The sequence below is a fragment of the Sphingomonas sp. UYP23 genome (assembly GCF_054059235.1).
The window spans coordinates 2,747,495-2,765,557 of record NZ_JBSSBX010000001.1 but is presented as its reverse complement, the minus strand read 5'-3'; the positions used below and the strand labels follow the sequence as shown (position 1 = coordinate 2,765,557).

The following is an 18,063-nucleotide window of genomic DNA, read 5'->3' as shown; positions in this document are numbered from 1 at the left end:
CGATGCGCGAGATTGCCGAGAAGGCCAAAATCGGCGAAGGAAAGCAAATGGCAGCGGCAGTGGTTCATATCGTAGACGATGATCCGTCCCTCCGGGCGGCGATCGAAAGCCTTTTACGGTCCGTGGGAATCGCTTCGCGAAGTTACGAGTCAGCGGGCGTGTTTCTGCAGGCGAAGCTCGAAGACGCGGCTGGGTGCCTGCTTCTGGACGTCAGGATGCCGGGAATCGGCGGCCTCGAGTTCCAGGCGCAGCTCGAAACGCTGGGAATTCTGTTTCCCGTCATCATGATCACAGCCCACGCCGACGTGCCAATGTCGGTAAGGGCGATGAAGGCCGGCGCGGTCGATTTCCTGTCGAAGCCGTTTCGCGATCAGGATCTGCTGGATGCGGTCGCATCGGCGCTCGACCGGGACAGCGCCCGGCGCGTCGTCGCGGCGGAGAATGCGACATTGGAGAAGCGCTATGCGTCCCTGTCGCCGCGAGAGCGACAGGTGATGTCGCTGGTCACCGTCGGCAAGTTAAACAAGCAGGTCGCTTTCGAGCTCGGTTTGAGCGAAGTGACAGTGAAGATCCACCGGGGGTCGGCTATGCGGAAAATGTCCGCATCCACCCTCGCCGATCTGGTCCGCATGGCTCAGCAGCTCGGAGTGAAGGCCGATCAGCCAGTCACATGACGATCTGACGTGGTCACGCAGGGGCGATCGGCAGCCGCACGCGCAGACGGGCGCCCTTGCCGCTCTCCTGCAGTTCGATGTCGCCCTCGTGCGCGTCGAGGATCGAGCGGCAGATCGGAAGGCCGATGCCCATGCCGTTCTCCTTCGTCGAGAAGAAGCTCGTGAAGAGGCGGTCCCGGCTTTCCACCGGAACGCCGGGTCCGGTGTCCTCGACGATCAATTCCAGCCGGCCCGACGGCAGGAGCGCCGTCGCGATGCGAATGGAGCGCTCCCCTCGCGGCGTGTTCGCCATGGCTTGAATGGCGTTGACGATTAGGTTGACCAGCACCTGCTGGATCTGGATGCGGTCGCCTCGAAAGAAAGGAAGTTTTTCGGCAAACGCGAGCCTTGGTTCGACGCCGCTCTTCGCCAGATCGTTCCGCACGATCTGGATCGCCTCCAGCACAAGCTCGTTGAGGGCAAGCGGCTCGGATTTAGGCGCACCTTTGATGCTCAACGACCTTATCCGGGAGATGATCGCGCTTGCCCGCTCGGCGTCCGCCACGACGTAGTCGGCGAGCGCCCGGACCTCGTCCAGGTCGGGGACCGGCCGGTCGATCCATCGGCGAATGGTCTGGCCGTAAGTTGAAAGCGCTGCGAGCGGCTGATTGACCTCGTGTGCGATCGAGGCGGTCATCTCGCCGAGCGTGGCGATCCGCGCTGCATGGGCAAAGTCGGACCGGACTTGGTGCAAGGCAAGTTCGGCCCGTCTCCGATCGCCCACGTCGACGATGCTTGCAAGCACCGGCTCGTTTGAGCGGCTCGCCTGCCCCGCCCATATGGCGAAAACCACGTCGATGCGCGCGCCGTCTGGCCCCGAAAGGACGATTTCGAAAGGCGCCACCGGCTCTCCCCGGAACCGCGCCGTCAGAACATGCCGCATCGGTCCTTCGTCGCCCGGCGGTATGATCGAGGTTCGGGCCTCGTCGGATTCCGCCGCCGCGCGGCCGTGCAGGATCTCGCTTGCCTTATCGCTCAAGGAGAGCATGCGGATCGTGCCGAGCATGTGTCTGAGCGAACCGGGGTCGCGCTCGAAGTGGGCATTGAGATCCACGACACCGCCGAGGCGGAGGCGTTCGAACTCGGCATCGACATTCGAGAAGTCGAATTCGACGTAGCCAGCCGCCATCGCTTGGAACAGCCGCCGGTAGCGCTCGTCGCTCCGTTCCAACGCGCGCTGCGTTTGCATCGTGGCGGTGACATCGACGAACCCGAAGAAAGCAGTGCCTCGTGCACGATCGTTATCTGGGCAAAACATCGTGAGCCGCACGTCCAACGGAGCGCCATCCCAGCGGGCGAGCGCGACCTGCGCATTGAACGCTGGTTCCCCGCGCCACGCCGCAGCCATTGCGGCGGCGAAGACCGGGCGGGAAGCGGCGGGCCAAACCCGTGCCCATGCGGATGCCGCGCCTACGAACGTTTCGCGCGAAGACGCCCGGAACATCTTCATACCGGCGGCGTCCACGTCGACAATGCGAACCGCCTCGATCGTCCGGTCGACGAAGTCCGGATGGCTTTCTATATGCGCCGCCAGATCGGAGATGCCGGCATCGGCGAGCGCCTGCACCATTAGGAGAGCCGGTCCAACATCCAGTTCCCAGCAGGATCCAGCCATCGCGCGAAATAGCGAGCCGAGGTGCTGTGTCTCGTCGACACCGGCCTCCGAAAGCCCCGCGCGCGACGTTTCCACCATGACTTCGGCTCCGCCCGAGATCGCCGTCGTCCTGATGACCGAGGCCTCGATTTTGAGGCCGTCCTTGGCCGTCCGCGAGATCCCACCGGTCCAACGTCCGTCGCGACGCAGCTTTCGTTCGATCGCGTCGGCTTCCTCCGGTAGAACCGATTGGAGCAGCTCGTCGACATGACGACCCAACGCCTCCGCTGGCGACCATCCATAGAGCCGCTGAGCTTCTGCGTTCCAGAGGACGGCCGCTCCGGTTCGATCGCGTACGATGAGACCAAGGCCGATATGTTGCGCGAGAGACTCTGCGAGATCCTGCAATGGTTTTCCGTTCCGCTGCGACCGGCCTGCTAGTCGGCGAGCACGCAGACTTACCAGTATCGACGGGCGGCGACAACGATGCGTCGCTGCCCGTCCAGGCCCGCACGCAACCGCTTCACCGCTATCCGTCGTCGAGACCGCGTCGGGCCGGGGCCGCTTGGCGGACGTCGGCTGCTCGCGGTCCGGCTCTCTTCATCCCTCCGGAGTTTAGGTCATCCAAAGGTATGATCGACGGACCCTCCCGGCTGATTCAGCGGAACGTCTCTTCCTGCGAGAACCCTCTGACGGTCGGGAAGTGGGAAAGCGCCCGCCGGCCGCCGACGTTTCATCCTTTCGGAGACCGACCATGCCTATTCCTTCTTCGGATCGCCCTTTCGCCCATAAGACGGCGGCCGTCATCGGGGGCGGCGTCATTGGCGCGTCCTGGGCCGCGCTCTTTCTGGTCAACGGCCTGAAGGTAGTCGTCAGCGACCCGGATCCCGAGGTGGAACCAAAGGTGAAGGCGATCGTGGCGGCCGCGCTGCCGGCGCTCGCGGCGCTCGGCTACGACGTCGCGGAGGTCGAGATTAACCTGTCTTTCGAAAGTGACAATTCGCGGGCCGTGGCCAACGCGTATCTCGTGCAGGAGTGCGGCCCCGAAAAGCCGGCTTTCAAGCAGGCTTTGTGGAAGGCGATCGAGGCGGCGGCGCCAAAGGACGCGCTGCTTTGCTCCTCCAGCTCGACGATCCCGGCCTCGGTCCAATTCACGGAAATGGCTGACCAGACCCGTCTTGTCGTCGGCCATCCTTTCAACCCTCCCCATCTGATGCCTCTGGTCGAAGTCGTACCGACGCCGAAGACCGCCCCTGAAGTGACCGCGCACGCGCTCGCCTTCTACGCCGGGATCGGAAAGGTCGCCTGCGAGATTAAGAAGGAGATCACCGGCTTCGTCGCCAATCGGCTGCAGGCGGCGATCTTTCGCGAATCGGTATTCCTCGTAAACGAGGGCGTCGTGACGCTCGACGAGCTCGACGACATCGTCACCAACTCGCTCGGCATCCGCTGGGCCACGTCGGGACCATTCCTGTCGTTCCACCTCGGCGGCGGGCCCGGCGGCCTGCAACACTTCATCGAACATCTCGGCCCCCCGATGGAAGCCGCATGGCAGCACCTCGGCAACGCGGCGTTCGACGACGCGACGAAGGCGCTCCTCATCGAACAGCTCGGCCGGTCGTATGGCATGTCGTCATTCTATGCCCTGTCGGAAACGCGCGACGCCAAGGAAGTCGCCGTCATCAACGGACTTTCGTCGGTAGGCGACGCCGCCTGACCGACCGGGCGGCCGGTGATGCATGCGCGGCAAACCGTCGCGAACGGCAAGCCGGCCGCCCCTCCCGAACCCGTCATCTCACACGAAGGAATCAGTCATGACCGTCGAAACCGGTGAAAAGTTCACTCAGACGCTCGAACACAATTTGGCGAACCGCTCGACGACCGGCGATTTCGACCTGGCTGGAGAGACCGAAGCGGTCCTTAACAGCGTCGGCGCCTCGGCCGCGGAGAGCGGCGGCGTCCTCAGCTTTTACGGCCAGGATCCCATTGTTCCGAGCGTAGTCCGGTTCGGGGCGATGGCATCGATCGCGCTTGCCGCCAAGTCTACGATGATCGCGGCGATCTGGAAGGAGCGCACCGGGCGCCCGCAGGACGTTCACGTCGACGTGCGCAAGGCGCTTCGGCGTTTCAGTCCGTTCATCGACCGCCGCTGGGAGCTGGTCAATGGGTATGACGGCGGCGTCTACACCGAACCGGACACGCCGTTCTTCGGCACCTTTTACGAAACCAAGGACTCGAAGTGGGTTCTGCCGACCAACTTCTACCCAAAACTCCATCGCGACACTTGCGCATTCCTAAATGTTCCTGGCACCGAGAAGGCCGTGGCCCAGGCAATAAAGGGTTGGGACGGCGAGGAGCTTGAGGAGGCCGGAAATGCGGCCGGGATCGTGATGCCCCTCGCCCGGCCGCTGCAGCAGATCATCGGGATGGACGTGTTCCAGAAGGGCTTGCGCGATCAGCCGCTCATCTCGATCGAGAAGATAGCGGACAGCGACCCGGTGCCGTTTACCGACAATCCCAGCGATCCGCTTTCGGGTATCCGCGCGCTCGGTCTTGCACACGTGATCGCAGGCCCGTCGATCGGGCGTGCGCTTGCGCTGCACGGCGCCGACGTTCTCAACGTCTGGTCGCCGGAGGACTGGGAGCACAACGTCTTCCTCTATACCTCCCACATCGGCACCCGCTCGACGATGCTGCGGATAAAGGATGCCGAAGCGCGTGCGAAGTTCATGGAACTCATGGCCGGTGCCGACGTCTTCTATGCAAACCGGCGACCGGGCGTGCTCGCCCGGCACGGACTCTCCGCCGAGGAGCTCTGCGCGTTCCGGCCCGGCCTTGTCCACACCTCGGTCGTATATGCCACCGAGAAGGGCCCGTGGTCGGACCGGATCGGCTTCGACGTGTCGACAGGCGTGACGATGGGACTGTTCAACCTGGAGGGGACGGACGAGCGCCCGACTCCGCCACCGATCCGGGTAGTGAACGACTATGTCGCGGGATGGCTCGCGACCGTGGGGACGCTTCAGGCGCTCAAGCGGCGCGCAACGGAGGGCGGCAGCTACAAGGTGGTTGTGTCACTTTCGAAGGTCACGCTGTGGCTGATGTCGATGGGCATCTTCGACAAGGATTTCGCTCAGGCGATCGCCGGATCGGACGACGAGCACACTTACGTCGCACCGGACCAGTTCAGCGCTCAGACTCCGATGGGGATCTACACCGGGGTCACCGAGCAGGTCGTGATGTCGGACACACCGGGCGGCTATCGCTTCGTCATGGAACCGCGCGGCTCCGCGCAGCCCGAATGGCTCTGACCGCATTCCTCGAACGAAAGACGCTGACATGACTTTGGACCGCATTCTGCTGCTCAACATCGGCAGCCCGTCCCGCCTGATTTCCATCGCGCCGGACGGTTCGGACTTGAAGACTCTGATCGCCGACCTCGGAGTTGCCCCGGACGGGATCGCGCTCGATCCCGCACACGGACACGTCTTCTGGACCTACATGGGGACCAGCCACGACGGAGAGGATTTCAACGTCAAAGACGGATCGATCCACCGCGCGGACCTGGACGGCGGCGGTCGCATCGCTGTCGTCGCCACTGGCGAGACCTTCACGCCCAAGCAGATGCAGTGCGACACGGCGAGCGGCTACATTTACTGGTGCGACCGGGAAGGGATGCGGGTCATGCGTGCCCGCCTCGACGGTTCCGAGCAGACCGAGTTGGTGGTGACGGGCTCGACCGACGAGGATCGGCTGGACCGGCGGCGCCACTGCGTGGGTGTCGCCATCGATCCCGACGGCGGTTTTCTTTACTGGACTCAGAAGGGTCGGCCCAACGGCGGCGAAGGGCGCATCCTTCGCGCGGCGCTCGACCTCCCGGCCGGAGCTGACACGGCCGCGCGGACCGACGTCGAGGTTCTGTTCGACGGCCTGCCGGAACCAATCGACCTCGAGTGGCACGCCGAGACCAGTTCCCTTTATTGGACCGATCGCGGCGATCCTCCGCTTGGCAACACCCTCAACCGTGTCCGGATCGAGCGCGATGTGGTCGCGGATCGGGAAGTCGTCCTATCCGGACTCCACGAGGGGATCGGACTTGCGATCGACCGCAAGGGAAGCCGAGCTTTTGTCAGCGATCTGGGTGGGTTCGTGCATGTGGTCAGTCTGACCAATCCCAAGGAAAGCGCCATCGTCTTCTCCGGCCACGGCCCGTTCACGGGCATCGCGTATCTCTCGTCGTGATCCGGCAGGGTAAGTCCCTCACACGCATGCTGGTAGGCATGGTCCGGGCGACCGTAGCGCTCGGATCCTGCCTCCTGGCTCCTGCCCCCTCCTTCGCGCAGGAAGTGTCCGATCGGGACGCCAGCGGCAGACCTCAATCCACTGCCGACGCCGCGGCCGACGGCGGAGCACGGTCCTCGCTGCCGCGGGGCATGCAGCGGCACCGTGCCAGCGACGACTTCTACGTCCATATTGGCCCCGGCGCGGTTCTCTTCGATGCAGACGCCGTAGTGAAGACGCAGGGTGTGACGATACCGGGAGCGACCGTCTCGATCGATCCGAACGTCACCCTGATCACGGAGGTCGGATATCGCCGGCGGAACTTTGGAGTTTCGCTCACCGGGGGTTTCCCACCGCGTGCGAGGGTTGATGGCGCGGGGTCGCTTACGCCGTATCGAGCACTTGGCCGAATCCGCTATGGAACCGTGATGGCGACCGCGCACTATCACTTCACACAGTTTGGTCGGTTGCAGCCCTATGTAGGGGGAGGCGTCGTGCTGCTGCTGATCTTCAAGAACGAAGATTTGGCGGTTCGGGACTTGAGGGTAGGCGATCATGTGGGAGGGGTGGCACAAGCCGGCACCGACTTCAGACTGTCGCGGCACATGTCGCTGTTCCTGGATGCCAAGAAGGTCGTACTCAAGACCAACGCGACTGCCAGGCTCGCAAACACCCCCATAAGCGCCAACATCCGTCTGAACCCCGTGGTGGTGGCCGGTGGAGTGTCATACCATTTCTGAGGGTGGTACGCCGTCGCCGATAAGGCGCCCCGCTTTCGCTCAGTGTTAAGATCGGGACAGCCTTCGCAACGGATGTCTGACGTGCGGTGACGGCGATAGCGATCTCGAAGAGCGTCAACGATGAAGTTCGCTCAATTGAGGCGCTGCTTAGTATCGCCGCTAGCTTTGTGCCCGCGCAACACCAGCCGTTGAGATACGTTCGATGCAAGATCGAAGCACGGTCGCCGTGTCAAAGATATATCTCGCCACCATTCGTTGACGGCGCAAGACAAAAACCGCGGGGTGTCGATGCCCAAGACTTCTGAACCATCGCCGGCCTCAGCGGCCAGTTCGCATTCGATCGATACTCCTCGATTGTGGATCGGCGTCGAGGTGGGACCTCGCGGTTGCGGGATGGCCCTATAAATGTCTTTCCGAAAATCTCGGTCATTGAGGTGTCCGATCGGCGCTGATCCGGACCTTTTGAAAAGTCATATTCTTCCGCATTTACAAGTGGCTATGTCGCCAAAGGATGGGGTCCCGTTTGGGAGCTTATCCACACTCTGCATCGCTGAACGGCCGCATGTGCTCTATTTTACTGGCGGCTGCCAGAGTTCGATCTTGGTTCCGTCGGGATCGAGAATCGAAGCGAACTTGCCGGTCTTGTCCTGCTCGCGCTTGATGATCGTCACGCCCTTGCCTTTAAGCCGCTTGACGAAGGCGTCGAGGTCGTCGACCGCGAAATTGATCATGAACTCGCGATGCGATGGCGTGATTTCGTCGCTGTCGCGCGGCATGGCGTTCCACAGCGCCATGGGCGGATGTCCTGCGGCATCATAGCGCAATATGGCGCCTCCCCAGGATTCTAAGTGAATGCCGAGCACGTCGCGATACCAAGCCGCCAGTGCCTTTGGATCCTTGCTGGTCACAAAGACACCGCTGAGCCCGGTGACATGGCCGGGTGGATCGGCCCGCACCGCCGCTGTGGGAAAGACGGTCATCATAGCGACCGCTGTCAGCAACGCTGTTTTCATGGTTCGCCGCCCCCGCTGTGTCCGCAAAACTCTTTGAAAGCTGCTCTGTCCGACACAGCACGTCAACGGCTACCGAGACGGTTCGATCGCTCCATTGCGTGCCGCGGCTCGAGCGGCTTCGTTACGGGCCCTTGCTCGCTTGCTGTACCAGAATGTCCATAAGCTGAGGCCACCAAGCAGGGCGTACCCTTCGATCGGATTGACGATCATATACTCTTTGATCGTAAGACTAAACACGAGCGCCGCCCCGATCGCGACATCGAGGATCAGCCCGAAGCCCCACACCACCGTCATGATCGTCATCGATCGACGAAAACCGCGATCATCGCGCATGCCCCGCATCCGCTCGGCTTCGGACGAGCCGCTCGTGCTGCGCGCCATGCCGGCGAGCGCCAGTTCGTAGATCAGCGGTCGCCTGATCGCAGCCGACAAGAGAAAGGCGATCCCGATCACGCCCGTCACGAGCTTTTCGCGAAGCTGAAGCATCCGCGGACCGCCGCCGCCAAAAAAGGCGAGAAGCGACAGGACGATGCCTGCCAGAACGAGAAGTGACAGCGCGTCAAGCCGGCGATGCCGAATGAACTCCGCAATGCTCCATAATATCGGCGGCACAGACGACAGAAGCAGCGCCTGCACATCACCGAAGCCGGGCGCTGCATAACTGTAGATCATGAAGGGAAGGAGAAAATTCACGCCGATATCAGCAGCGAAGGCCGGCCCCTTCGTTCGCAAGATCGTGCGTGCGTTGGACGTGTCGATCATAGAACTCGGCGCTGTCTGCCAATACGATCACCGTTGATGCCGTCGTGTATAGCCAATCGCCCCGCGCATCCAGCAGCGACAGCAGTTGCGGTACCTGAGATGTCGAGCTTCGTCGCGCCGACAAAACAGCATCACGGTTGCGCATGATCCATGCTGCTTGGTCCTTTGTCGGGGCTAAAGGCCGAACGTGTGATCGAGGTGACGGGTGAATGAAGTTGGGAAAGTCACGAGCGATAGTGAATGTTGCGTTGTGAGTCTTCGATGCACTCGAGCGGGCTTCCCCGTTTTCCTCAAGGCACAGCACCGTTGTTGGTTCGGTCACGGTCCGGCAATAGATGATCGGGGTCTAGCGTGACCGATGCGATGCGGCCGGCGGGTGCCGCGATGACGGGCTTAACCCGCATCCATGTTTCGACCGGCAGCTTGATCCGCGTCGCGTGGCCGTCGGTATATTTCACCTCCAGCACCGCCGGCATCACCAACTTATCACGGCTTTCGAGCGTGATGCTGGCACCCTTGGCCGGGTCGCCATCGGTATATGCGACGTTCGTCACCGCCAGATCGAGCTGCCAGTTGTTGAAGAACCAGCCGCGCCAGAACCAGCTGAGATCCTCGCCGGATTCGCTCGACATTTCGCGGAAAAAGTCGGACGGGCTGGGATGTTTGAACGCCCAGTCGGCGGTATATTTGCGGAAGGCAGGATCGAACCGCTCGGGGCCGAGGACGACATCGCGCAACAGGCGTAACCCCAGCGCGGTCTTGAAGTAGCTGACCGAATGGCGGTATTTTTCGCCCATGACGTCCGGATAGCTCATGATCGGCGGCGCATCCTTGTCGGCCAGGAGCGGCAGGATCTCGTCCGCCGGATTGCCGCCGCCCGGGGCATATTCGCTATCCCGCTTGGGGCCGAACACACCGCCCTTGAACTCGTCGCTTTCGAACGTGTCGATGAAGGTGTTGAAGCCTTCGTCCATCCAGGCATCGCGGCGTTCGTTCGAGCCCACGACCATTGGATACCAAGTGTGGCCGATCTCGTGCGCGGTGATCCAGAACAGTTCCTTGCCCTTGTCCGGGATGCCGTCGAACGCCATGCCCGGATATTCCATGCCCGTCGAACCGCCGGCGATGCTCCACGCGGTTGGGTAGGGATAGGCGAACCAATGCTGCGAGAAGCGCTCGACCGAATCCTTCAGATACTCCGTCGACCGCCCCCAGCCGGCGTCACCGGCACTCTCGATCGGATAGACGCTTTGCGCCAGCGCGGTCTTGCCGCCGGGTAGGTTCATCCGCGCCGCATCCCACACGAACGCGCGTGAGGCGGAAAAAGCAACGTCGCGCGTATTGGCGAAGTGATAGCGCCAGGTCTTCTCGGCCTTCGGCGCGGGACGCGCGCTGTCCCGCGTTACGTCTTCGGGCGTTCGGATCATCACCGTGGCGTCGCTGCCAGCCGCCTGGGCGAGGCGCGCGCGCTGGAGCGGTGTCAGGACTTCTGCGGCGTTGGTCAGCACGCCGCCGCCAGCGACGATCATGTCGGCGGGCAGGGTGACCGCGTAATCCACATCGCCATATTCGCAGTAGAATTCGGAACCCAGATAGGGGAGCGTGTCCCAGCCGCGCATGTCGTCATAGACGGCCATCCGCGGGAACCACTGGGCGATATCGAAGATCGTCCCGTTCGGCATGTCGAGCCACGAAGTGCGCCCGCCCCATACCCCCGGGATGGCATAATGATAGGTGATGCGGAACTTCAGCTTCGACCCGCCGCCCTTGAGCGGTTGGTCGAGCCGGAGGTTCATGCGCGTATCGGAGACGACAAACGGGATATTCACCCACATTTTGCCGCGCAGCACTTCCACCGACGCGATGGCATAGCCGTCGCTATGCTCGCTTCCGCCGCGGCCCTTCCGCCCGCTGCCCATCGTCGCCGCGCGTGAATCCGGGCGATAGATATTCTGGTCGAGCTGCATCCACAGGCTCGGCAGGACGTCGGGACTGTTGTTGGTGTAATCGACCGTTTCGGTGGCCGTCAGCGTCCTGGCCGTGGTGTCGATCCGCGCGGTGATCGCGTAATCGACCCGGTTCTGCCAATACCCCGGTCCGGGTGCGCCGTTGGAAGAGCGATAGACGTTCACGCCGTCCGGCAGCGGCTGCGCAGCGAAGGCGGACTTCGGGTCGAAGTCGGCGGCCCGTACCGGCGCCGTGTACAATAAGGCGGCAGCGCAGGCAGACCGTAGCATCGCTCGCGAAAAATGATGTCTCATCGATGCTCCAGACGTCTGATCGTGCGCGCATCTCGACCATTCGGCGGCACATTAATAGCGGGCACATGCCAGCAAACTCGGATGCCTATCAAGCACCCACCAAGGCCAGCTCTAGACCTTAGCTGAAAGTTTGCAGGTCAATTGGTCAATTCCACCGCGCAGTCTCGTTCAGCGATTATGCACGGCGAGAATCAGGGTGCCCGCACCGAATTTCGGCATCTGCTTCGAACATGAATGAGCGGCAGAAGTCGGGCTGAAACCAACGCGCCAGGAATGGCGGCGATTGTGAAGGAAATCGGATGCCGTGAGGCGTACGATTTCCTCCAATGCAGGAAGCCGCGGGCCGCGCGCGGTGCCTATGGGGATTTCGAGGTTGGCCCGGTTGTGCGGCGCGTGTGACGGCTGTCGAGGCGCGTATCGGCGGCCGAGATCATGGTCCCGAGGGGCGGTGTCCGGGGTGCATCTTGCCCATGATCGCAGGTTGAAGGTGCCGCTGATGCAGTCGGTGATGTTGCCAGCACGAGCGGCAGCATCGCCGGAAGCGCAAGACCTGCGTGGCGGGATGAAGTTGAGCCATGCGGGGTCATGGCGTGGTCGTCCCGGTCGATGCAGTGCCCTGCGGCGGTGCGCGCGGCTGCCGCCAGCGTTCGAAGGTCTCTATGACGACCATGTGCCCGCCGCAGCATGGACATGGCGGTCGAACGTCTTCCGGCCCGGTCGGCGCATCGGTGATGGCCGGCGGTGCAACGCCAAGTAGCTCACGGATCCGCTCGAGCTGCCCCTTGCGGGTGGCACCGGCGAGCAGGCCGTAGTGACGGATGCGGTGGAAGCCTTTTGGCAGGACATGGAGCAGGAAGCGGCGGATGAACTCATCGGCCGCGAGCGTCATGGTCTGCTGGCGGTCGGCTCCGTCTCGGCGGTAATCCTTGTAGCGGAACGTCACGCCGGTCTCGTCGAAGCGCAGCAGCCGGCCGTTCGAGATCGCCACCCGGTGGGTGTAGCGCGACAGATAGGCGAGCACCGCCTCTGGTCCCGCGAACGGTGCTTTGGCGTAGACGACCCAGTTCTTCTTCCGGACCGGCGACAGGTGGCGCAGGAACGCACGCCGGTCGGCGAGATGGCCCATGCTTCCGAAGAAGCCGAGCCGCCCGGTGTCGCGCAGCGCCATCAGTCGGGTGAGGAACAGGCGGCGGAACAGCTTGCCGAGCACGCGCACCGGCAAGAGGAACGCTGGGCGCGACGACACCCAGCGGCTGCCGTCGGGCGACAGCCCGCCGCCCGGCACAATCATGTGGATGTGCGGGTGATGGGTCATCGCCGATCCCCACGTATGAAGGACAGCGGTGATGCCGATGCGTGCGCCAAGATGCTTGGGGTCGGCGGCGATGGTGGTCATCGTCTCGGACGCCGCCTGGAACAGCAGGCCGTATAGCGCGGCCTTGTTCTGGAGGGCGATATCGGCGACCTCGGCCGGCAGCGTGAACACGACATGGAAGTAACCGACCGGGAGCAGGTCGGCCTCACGCTCGGCCAGCCAGGCGCGCGCGGCGGCACCCTGGCACCGCGGGCAGTGTCGGTTGCGGCAGCTGTTATAGGCCACCCGCCAATGCCCGCAGTCGGTGCAGGCTTCGACGTGACCGCCCATGACGGCGGTACGGCAATGTTCGATCGCCGACATGACCTTCAGCTGGTGCAGGCTCAGGTGCCCCGCATGCGCCGTTCGATATGCGGGACCAGCGCCGCGAAAGATGTCGGCGACCTCGAGGGAGGTCCGCACGAGGGCGTCAACCGGGCGGCGTCTTGCCCTCCATGAGCGCCATCAGCCGGTCGAGCGGGCTGGTCACGGCGCGGATCGTGCGCGTTGCGACCTTGGTGTAGAGCGCGGTCGTCTCGAGCTTGCTGTGCCCGAGCAGCACCTGGATCACGCGGATATCGACGTCCTGTTCGAGCAGGTGAGTGGCGAAGCTGTGCCGCAGCGTGTGCGGGCTGACGCGCTTTCGAATCCCCGCCGCCTCGGCCGCCTCGCAGACGGCACGGTGCAGTTGCCGGGTCGAGATCGGGTCGGTGTAGCTGCGCCCTGGAAAGAGCCAGCCGTGCGGCAGAAGGACACTGCGCCGCTTGCCTTCGCGCCACCACAGCCGCAGCAGCTCGAGCAGCTGCGGCGACAGCATGGCGTTACGATCCTTGCGGCCCTTGCCCTCCTCGATCCGGATCAGCATCCGCTTGCTGTCGATATCGTCGGCCTTGAGGTGCGCGACCTCCGACACGCGGAGACCGGCGCCATAGGCCACGCCCAGCGCCGCCCGGTACTTGATGCCCGGTGCCGCCTCGAGCAGCTTGGCCACCTCCTCGACGCTCAGCACGTCGGGCAGCTTCCTGGGACGATGCGCCAGCACCAACCGCCGCGACAGGTCCGGCCGCTCGAGCGTCACGTCGAACAGAAAGCGCAGCGCCGACACCGAGCCGTTGATCGTGGACTCGCCGACACCGTGCTCGCGCTGATGAAGCTGAAAGCGGCGCACATCCTCGGCGGTCGCGGTGTCAGGCGAACGCCCGAGGAAAGCCGCGAAGGCGCGGACGTGGCGGATATAATCATGCTGGGTCCGCAACCGCATCGCGCGCATCGCCATGTCGTCGAGCATCCGCTGACGCAGCGGGGTGACGGGTCGTTCGATCGGTACAATCGCCATGATGAAGTTCCTTTGGTTGAAGGAACTCCATCGTCTGCCGCCGCTGCCGCCGGGCCAAACCTCACCGCAAAGGCGCTACCTCACCACCAACACCAATGCCGCGCAGCGGCTTCGTGCATTGCGTCATTGCCCGCCCAGACCAGCGGCAGCGATGCGGTCCTAAACCGATATGAAACAATGGCCGAAACTGGTGAGGCAAAAAGAGGCTTCGAACGGTCGGTCGCGGATCCAATTAACCGTGTTTTCCGGCAAGCAAAGGACGGATCGAACTCGGGCGTAGCCGCCACGCGTAGATGTGGATACTTCACTAGCGGCGGCCTGCACACTGCACACTACAGGATGAGAAGCGCAATGAGCACACCGCCGGATTAACGAGCACATCTATGATCGAGGTCAGCGCATGGGATGACTTCGTTGCCTTAGAACGGCTTACCTGTCGCGCCCGGCCGCCATGTGGAACCGCAACGCCGATATTCTCACCAAGGGAAAAACAGTTCCGGTGACGCTCCAAATACCTATCGAACCGCAGCCGGTCACCGATCTTTGGCGTTGTCGGAGTTCGCCGATGTTTAGGCGAGGTGGGCAGAACTTTCCGCCTGTGGGCGGCAGCCGACGCCCTTACGGGCGCCGGACAGACGCTTCAGCTACGCACGAACGCGAGGAGATCAGCGTTGATGATCTCTGGGTGCGTGGTGCACATTCCGTGCGGGAAACCCTTATAGGTCTTCAGCGTGCCGCGTTTTAAAAGTTTCACGGATAATGGCGCCGAGTCCGCATATGGAACGATCTGGTCGTCGTCCCCATGCATGACAAGGGTCGGAACCTGGATCTTCTGCAGGTCCCCGGTAAAGTCAGTTTCCGAGAAGGCCTTAATGCAGTCATAGTGAGCTGCGGAGCCGCCCATCATTCCCTGCCGCCACCAGTTGTCGATTGAGCCCTGGCTGATTTTCGCGCCGGGCCGATTGAAGCCGTAGAACGGCCCAGTCGGCACGTCGATGTAGAACTGCGCCCGGTTTGCGGCGAGGGCCGAACGGAAGCCGTCGAACACCTCGATCGGCAGCCCGGCCGGATTTTTATCGGACTTGACCATGATCGGCGGCACCGCTCCGATTAGGACCGCCTTGGACACGCGGCCTGGCTTCGATCGGGCCACATAGCGGGCGACTTCGCCGCCGCCGGTCGAATGCCCGACGTGGACCGCACCCTTCAAGTCGAGCGCATCGGCGAGCTCGATCACGTCGGCGGCATAGGTGTCCATTTCGTTCCCGGTCGACGTCTGGGTAGACCGGCCATGGCCGCGCCGATCATGGGCGATCACGCGGAAGCCGTGATGAAGGAAGAAGATCATTTGGGCGTCCCAGTCATCGGCGCTGAGCGGCCAGCCGTGGTGGAAGACGATAGGCTGCGCGTCCTTCGGACCCCAGTCCTTGTAGAAGATTTCGGTGCCGTCCTTGGTCGTGATCATACCCATCGTTTTGGTTCCTTTGCTCATGGTTGCGTGCCGGTAGGCGGAGGCGGCCGTTGCGGTAGACATCATCGCACCGGCGACGGCCGCGCCGGCCGTGCCGATGAGGACGTCCCTCCGTGTGGTGGTGTGGCGCACGGTATCGGCTGACATCGCTCTTTCCAATTTTGTCTGCGGTCCGACCGGTCTACCTCGGCTGCGCTGGCCGGTATCTCGCCCAATGGTGTGCGATCGTACTCGGGTATGTTGTTGGAGACATACAAAGGTATGGCTTGAGCGGCTTGAATAGCCGCGCGGTGCTGTGCAGTCGCCTGACGGAGCACGGTTCATTCCAGCACGGGGGGCCATGCCGCTGCGTCGGAAGGACTGACATCGACTCGGTCTTGGTCGCCATGATCCGGCCGGATGCAAGTGCCACCTCCGCACGCGATCGAATGCTTGGAGTGCGGGTGGATTTGTCGTCGCAAACGTCTTGAGGCCCGGCGATATCATACGATCGCGTTAGTGGGCCTCCCTGACGGCTAATCGCGCAAGCACGTTCCGTCCCGATAAAAGGCGACAGTGGAGGCCGCAGTCTCGCATGCGGGTCGAAGCCGGTCATCGAAAGGACGGGGATGGTTTTCAGCAAGTTGAAAAGCCAGGGGGGACTGCCGGAGTGCGCATCCCCCTTTGCCGGTTGGCCCTCTCTTGGACTTACATCCTCAAGGCTCGACAAATGATTGCTGCCGAAGGGCCCCCTCCCTACGTCTTCGCGGCTGCAGAGCAGGCGGGCTTCCCCGGCTCGCCCTTTTCGCCGCAGCACGGGTTCAGACGGAAGGCGGCCTATGCGGTCATGGCCCTCCTGATCGGAATCGCCGCGACGTTTGGAAACGCGCTTGTAACCGTCAACATCCCGATCGTTGCTGGCGTAAACGGAATCGATCTAGTCGACGCAAGCTGCCTTTCGTCAATCTTCATAGCGTTCAATGCCGGCGGCAGTCTTCTGCTTGTCCGGTCCAGGATGACCTGGGGGATCCCGGCGGTGACCAAGAGTCTCGTCGTTCTTTATATCGCAGCGGCGCTTCTCGAGTCCGCGTTTCCGAGCTTTGCATTGGCTCTTACTGTCCGCGCGGTGTCTGGGCTGGCTTCGGCAGGCCTGACGACGCTTGCAATCTACCATCTGACTCAGGTCTTTCAAGGGAAGTTGCAGCCGATTGGCCTATGCGTCGGCATGACCCTGCCGCAGTTCGGGACGCCGCTTGCGCGGCTGGTTCCCGTTGAGCTGATGGCAGCGGGCGAATGGCACGGACTTCAGCTTATCGAGATCGGGGCTGCGCTGCTGGTACTTGCTTTGACTACCGCACTTCCCCTTCCTCCCAGCCGGCGAGTTTCAGTGTTCGAACCATTGGACGCGGTCACGATCGGTCTATTATTGCCCGGCTTGGTGTTGCTATGCATTGCAGTAGGGGCGGGCCGCTACGTCTGGTGGACCGATACGCCGTGGATCGGAATGGATCTGGCCGCCGCCGCGGTCCTCCTCGCTGGCGGCATCTCGATCGAACATCTTCGCACACGCCCGCTGCTTCAGACTCATTGGCTTGCGACTAGAGACGTGCTGCGCCTCATGGCGGTAGCCCTCATGGTGCGCTTCGCCCTCGCGGAGCAGACATACGGCGCGGTGGGGCTGCTTGGCCTCGGCGGCATCAACAACGATCAGTATCATGGCCTCTTTTTGGTGATTACGCTCGCAATGGCGGCAGGATCGATCACCGCGGCCGTGACGTTGTCAGAGCGCAGATTACCCTATCAGGTGGCGGTCGCCGCGCTGTTCATAGCCGGCGGGGCGTGGATCGATGCCGGTGCCAACAGCCTGACCCGGCCAGCTCAGCTTTATATCAGCCAAGCAATGCTGGGCTTCGGCGCTTGTCTCTTTCTCGGCCCGGCACTTCTCTACGGCTTTCTACGCGTTCTGAAACTGGGGCCGACACATCTTGTGAGCCTTATCGTGGTCTTCAGTATATCGCAGAATGTCGGCGGTCTGATCGGCTCGGCGTTTCTCGGGACTTATCAAATTATACAGTCGAAGGCACATGCTTCCGCGTTAGCGGAGCACCTTCTTGCCGGCGACCCGCAGGTCGCGCAGCGCATGGCGGCGCAGGGCGCGGGCGGCCTCTATCAGGTGCTCCAGCGGGAGGCAGCCGTCCTCGCGTTCGACGACGTCTTCCGCGTTGTCGCGGTCATAGCGCTTGTAATTGCCGGCTGGGTGCTGCTGGCCACCGTTGCCAAGCGGTATGGCGTCCATGCGGCCCGATGAGATTGCATCTTTCGAACGTGGTTTGTCGTTTCCCTGATCGAGGATGAGAACGTTCCGGGCGGCCCCGCTCGTCGCACTTCGAGGAATCACCTTGCTGCTCTTCGAAAGTCCAAATCTGCGCGCTTGCTGTAGTTTCGGGACGTGTGCCCGCATCGCGCGAAGGGCGTCGATGTGACGCAGGCCCCAGCCTGACCGCTGCCGGCCAGAGGTGACGTTATAACCCTACACTAAGGCCATCGTAATAGATCGGG

At 62.9% G+C, this 18,063-nt stretch carries 14 protein-coding genes; 6 read left to right on the top strand and 8 right to left on the bottom strand.

Going from position 1 to position 18,063, the window contains the following annotated elements; translation table 11 throughout:
- Positions 1-2 precede the first annotated feature (2 nt).
- Positions 3-674: a response regulator transcription factor gene (locus ACVWYO_RS13655; protein ID WP_457351623.1), complete on the top strand. Its 672-nt coding sequence runs from the start codon at positions 3-5 to the stop codon at positions 672-674.
- Positions 675-687: 13 nt separating this feature from the next.
- Here ACVWYO_RS13655 and ACVWYO_RS13650 read toward each other — a convergent pair whose 3' ends face one another.
- Entirely contained in the window at positions 688-2,715 is a 2,028-nt protein-coding gene (locus ACVWYO_RS13650) for an ATP-binding protein (RefSeq protein WP_457351620.1), read from the bottom strand.
- Positions 2,716-3,061: 346 nt separating this feature from the next.
- Between ACVWYO_RS13650 and ACVWYO_RS13645 the strand changes: the two genes are divergently transcribed.
- The 4 genes from ACVWYO_RS13645 to ACVWYO_RS13630 all read left to right on the top strand — a co-directional run bounded on the left by ACVWYO_RS13645 (position 3,062) and on the right by ACVWYO_RS13630 (position 7,328).
- Positions 3,062-4,024 carry a 3-hydroxyacyl-CoA dehydrogenase NAD-binding domain-containing protein gene (locus ACVWYO_RS13645; protein WP_457351617.1) on the top strand — a complete coding sequence of 321 codons (963 nt, stop codon included), beginning with the start codon at positions 3,062-3,064 and terminating at the stop codon, positions 4,022-4,024.
- 97 nt (positions 4,025-4,121) lie between these two features.
- A complete protein-coding gene (locus tag ACVWYO_RS13640; RefSeq protein ID WP_457351615.1) occupies positions 4,122-5,618 on the top strand; it encodes a CoA transferase in 1,497 nt (498 codons plus the stop codon).
- A gap of 28 nt (positions 5,619-5,646) precedes the next feature.
- Positions 5,647-6,549: a YncE family protein gene (locus ACVWYO_RS13635; RefSeq protein WP_457351613.1), complete on the top strand. Its 903-nt coding sequence runs from the start codon at positions 5,647-5,649 to the stop codon at positions 6,547-6,549.
- Between the two features lie 191 nt (positions 6,550-6,740).
- The gene (locus ACVWYO_RS13630; RefSeq protein ID WP_457351611.1) at positions 6,741-7,328 is read left to right on the top strand and encodes an OmpW/AlkL family protein; all 588 of its coding nucleotides are present in this window, start codon (positions 6,741-6,743) and stop codon (positions 7,326-7,328) included.
- A 569-nt stretch (positions 7,329-7,897) separates the two neighbouring features.
- On the opposite strand, the gene ACVWYO_RS13625 is transcribed toward ACVWYO_RS13630, so the two are convergent.
- From ACVWYO_RS13625 to ACVWYO_RS13595, 7 genes are all read right to left on the bottom strand, one after another.
- Complete coding sequence (locus tag ACVWYO_RS13625; protein ID WP_457351609.1) at positions 7,898-8,311, bottom strand: VOC family protein; 414 nt, start codon at positions 8,309-8,311, stop codon at positions 7,898-7,900.
- Between the two features lie 99 nt (positions 8,312-8,410).
- Complete coding sequence (locus ACVWYO_RS13620; protein ID WP_457351607.1) at positions 8,411-9,034, bottom strand: VC0807 family protein; 624 nt, start codon at positions 9,032-9,034, stop codon at positions 8,411-8,413.
- A 7-nt stretch (positions 9,035-9,041) separates the two neighbouring features.
- Entirely contained in the window at positions 9,042-9,248 is a 207-nt protein-coding gene (locus ACVWYO_RS13615) for a hypothetical protein (protein WP_457351605.1), read from the bottom strand.
- 145 nt (positions 9,249-9,393) lie between these two features.
- Positions 9,394-11,364: a M1 family metallopeptidase gene (locus tag ACVWYO_RS13610; protein ID WP_457351603.1), complete on the bottom strand. Its 1,971-nt coding sequence runs from the start codon at positions 11,362-11,364 to the stop codon at positions 9,394-9,396.
- A gap of 583 nt (positions 11,365-11,947) precedes the next feature.
- Positions 11,948-13,141 carry an IS91 family transposase gene (locus tag ACVWYO_RS13605; RefSeq protein ID WP_457351601.1) on the bottom strand — a complete coding sequence of 398 codons (1,194 nt, stop codon included), beginning with the start codon at positions 13,139-13,141 and terminating at the stop codon, positions 11,948-11,950.
- A gap of 7 nt (positions 13,142-13,148) precedes the next feature.
- Complete coding sequence (locus ACVWYO_RS13600; RefSeq protein ID WP_457351599.1) at positions 13,149-14,054, bottom strand: tyrosine-type recombinase/integrase; 906 nt, start codon at positions 14,052-14,054, stop codon at positions 13,149-13,151.
- Positions 14,055-14,694: 640 nt separating this feature from the next.
- Positions 14,695-15,525, bottom strand: a complete 831-nt coding sequence (locus ACVWYO_RS13595; RefSeq protein ID WP_457355001.1) for an alpha/beta fold hydrolase — start codon at positions 15,523-15,525, stop codon at positions 14,695-14,697.
- Positions 15,526-16,234: 709 nt separating this feature from the next.
- Here ACVWYO_RS13595 and ACVWYO_RS13590 point away from each other — a divergent pair.
- Positions 16,235-17,812, top strand: coding sequence for an MFS transporter (locus ACVWYO_RS13590; protein WP_457351597.1), 1,578 nt, complete (start codon positions 16,235-16,237; stop codon positions 17,810-17,812).
- Positions 17,813-18,063: the final 251 nt, after the last annotated feature.

Excerpts from the sequence above, each read along its gene's own strand:
- ACVWYO_RS13630 (WP_457351611.1), top strand. The coding sequence starts at position 6,741 with ATGCAGCGGCACCGTGCCAGCGACGACTTCTACGTCCATATTGGCCCC.
- ACVWYO_RS13645 (WP_457351617.1), top strand. The coding sequence starts at position 3,062 with ATGCCTATTCCTTCTTCGGATCGCCCTTTCGCCCATAAGACGGCGGCC.
- ACVWYO_RS13615 (WP_457351605.1), bottom strand. The coding sequence starts at position 9,248 with ATGCGCAACCGTGATGCTGTTTTGTCGGCGCGACGAAGCTCGACATCT.
- ACVWYO_RS13590 (WP_457351597.1), top strand. The coding sequence starts at position 16,235 with ATGATTGCTGCCGAAGGGCCCCCTCCCTACGTCTTCGCGGCTGCAGAG.
- ACVWYO_RS13625 (WP_457351609.1), bottom strand. The coding sequence starts at position 8,311 with ATGATGACCGTCTTTCCCACAGCGGCGGTGCGGGCCGATCCACCCGGC.
- ACVWYO_RS13655 (WP_457351623.1), top strand. The coding sequence starts at position 3 with ATGCGCGAGATTGCCGAGAAGGCCAAAATCGGCGAAGGAAAGCAAATG.
- ACVWYO_RS13610 (WP_457351603.1), bottom strand. The coding sequence starts at position 11,364 with ATGAGACATCATTTTTCGCGAGCGATGCTACGGTCTGCCTGCGCTGCC.
- ACVWYO_RS13635 (WP_457351613.1), top strand. The coding sequence starts at position 5,647 with ATGACTTTGGACCGCATTCTGCTGCTCAACATCGGCAGCCCGTCCCGC.
- ACVWYO_RS13640 (WP_457351615.1), top strand. The coding sequence starts at position 4,122 with ATGACCGTCGAAACCGGTGAAAAGTTCACTCAGACGCTCGAACACAAT.
- ACVWYO_RS13600 (WP_457351599.1), bottom strand. The coding sequence starts at position 14,054 with ATGGCGATTGTACCGATCGAACGACCCGTCACCCCGCTGCGTCAGCGG.
- ACVWYO_RS13595 (WP_457355001.1), bottom strand. The coding sequence starts at position 15,525 with ATGGGTATGATCACGACCAAGGACGGCACCGAAATCTTCTACAAGGAC.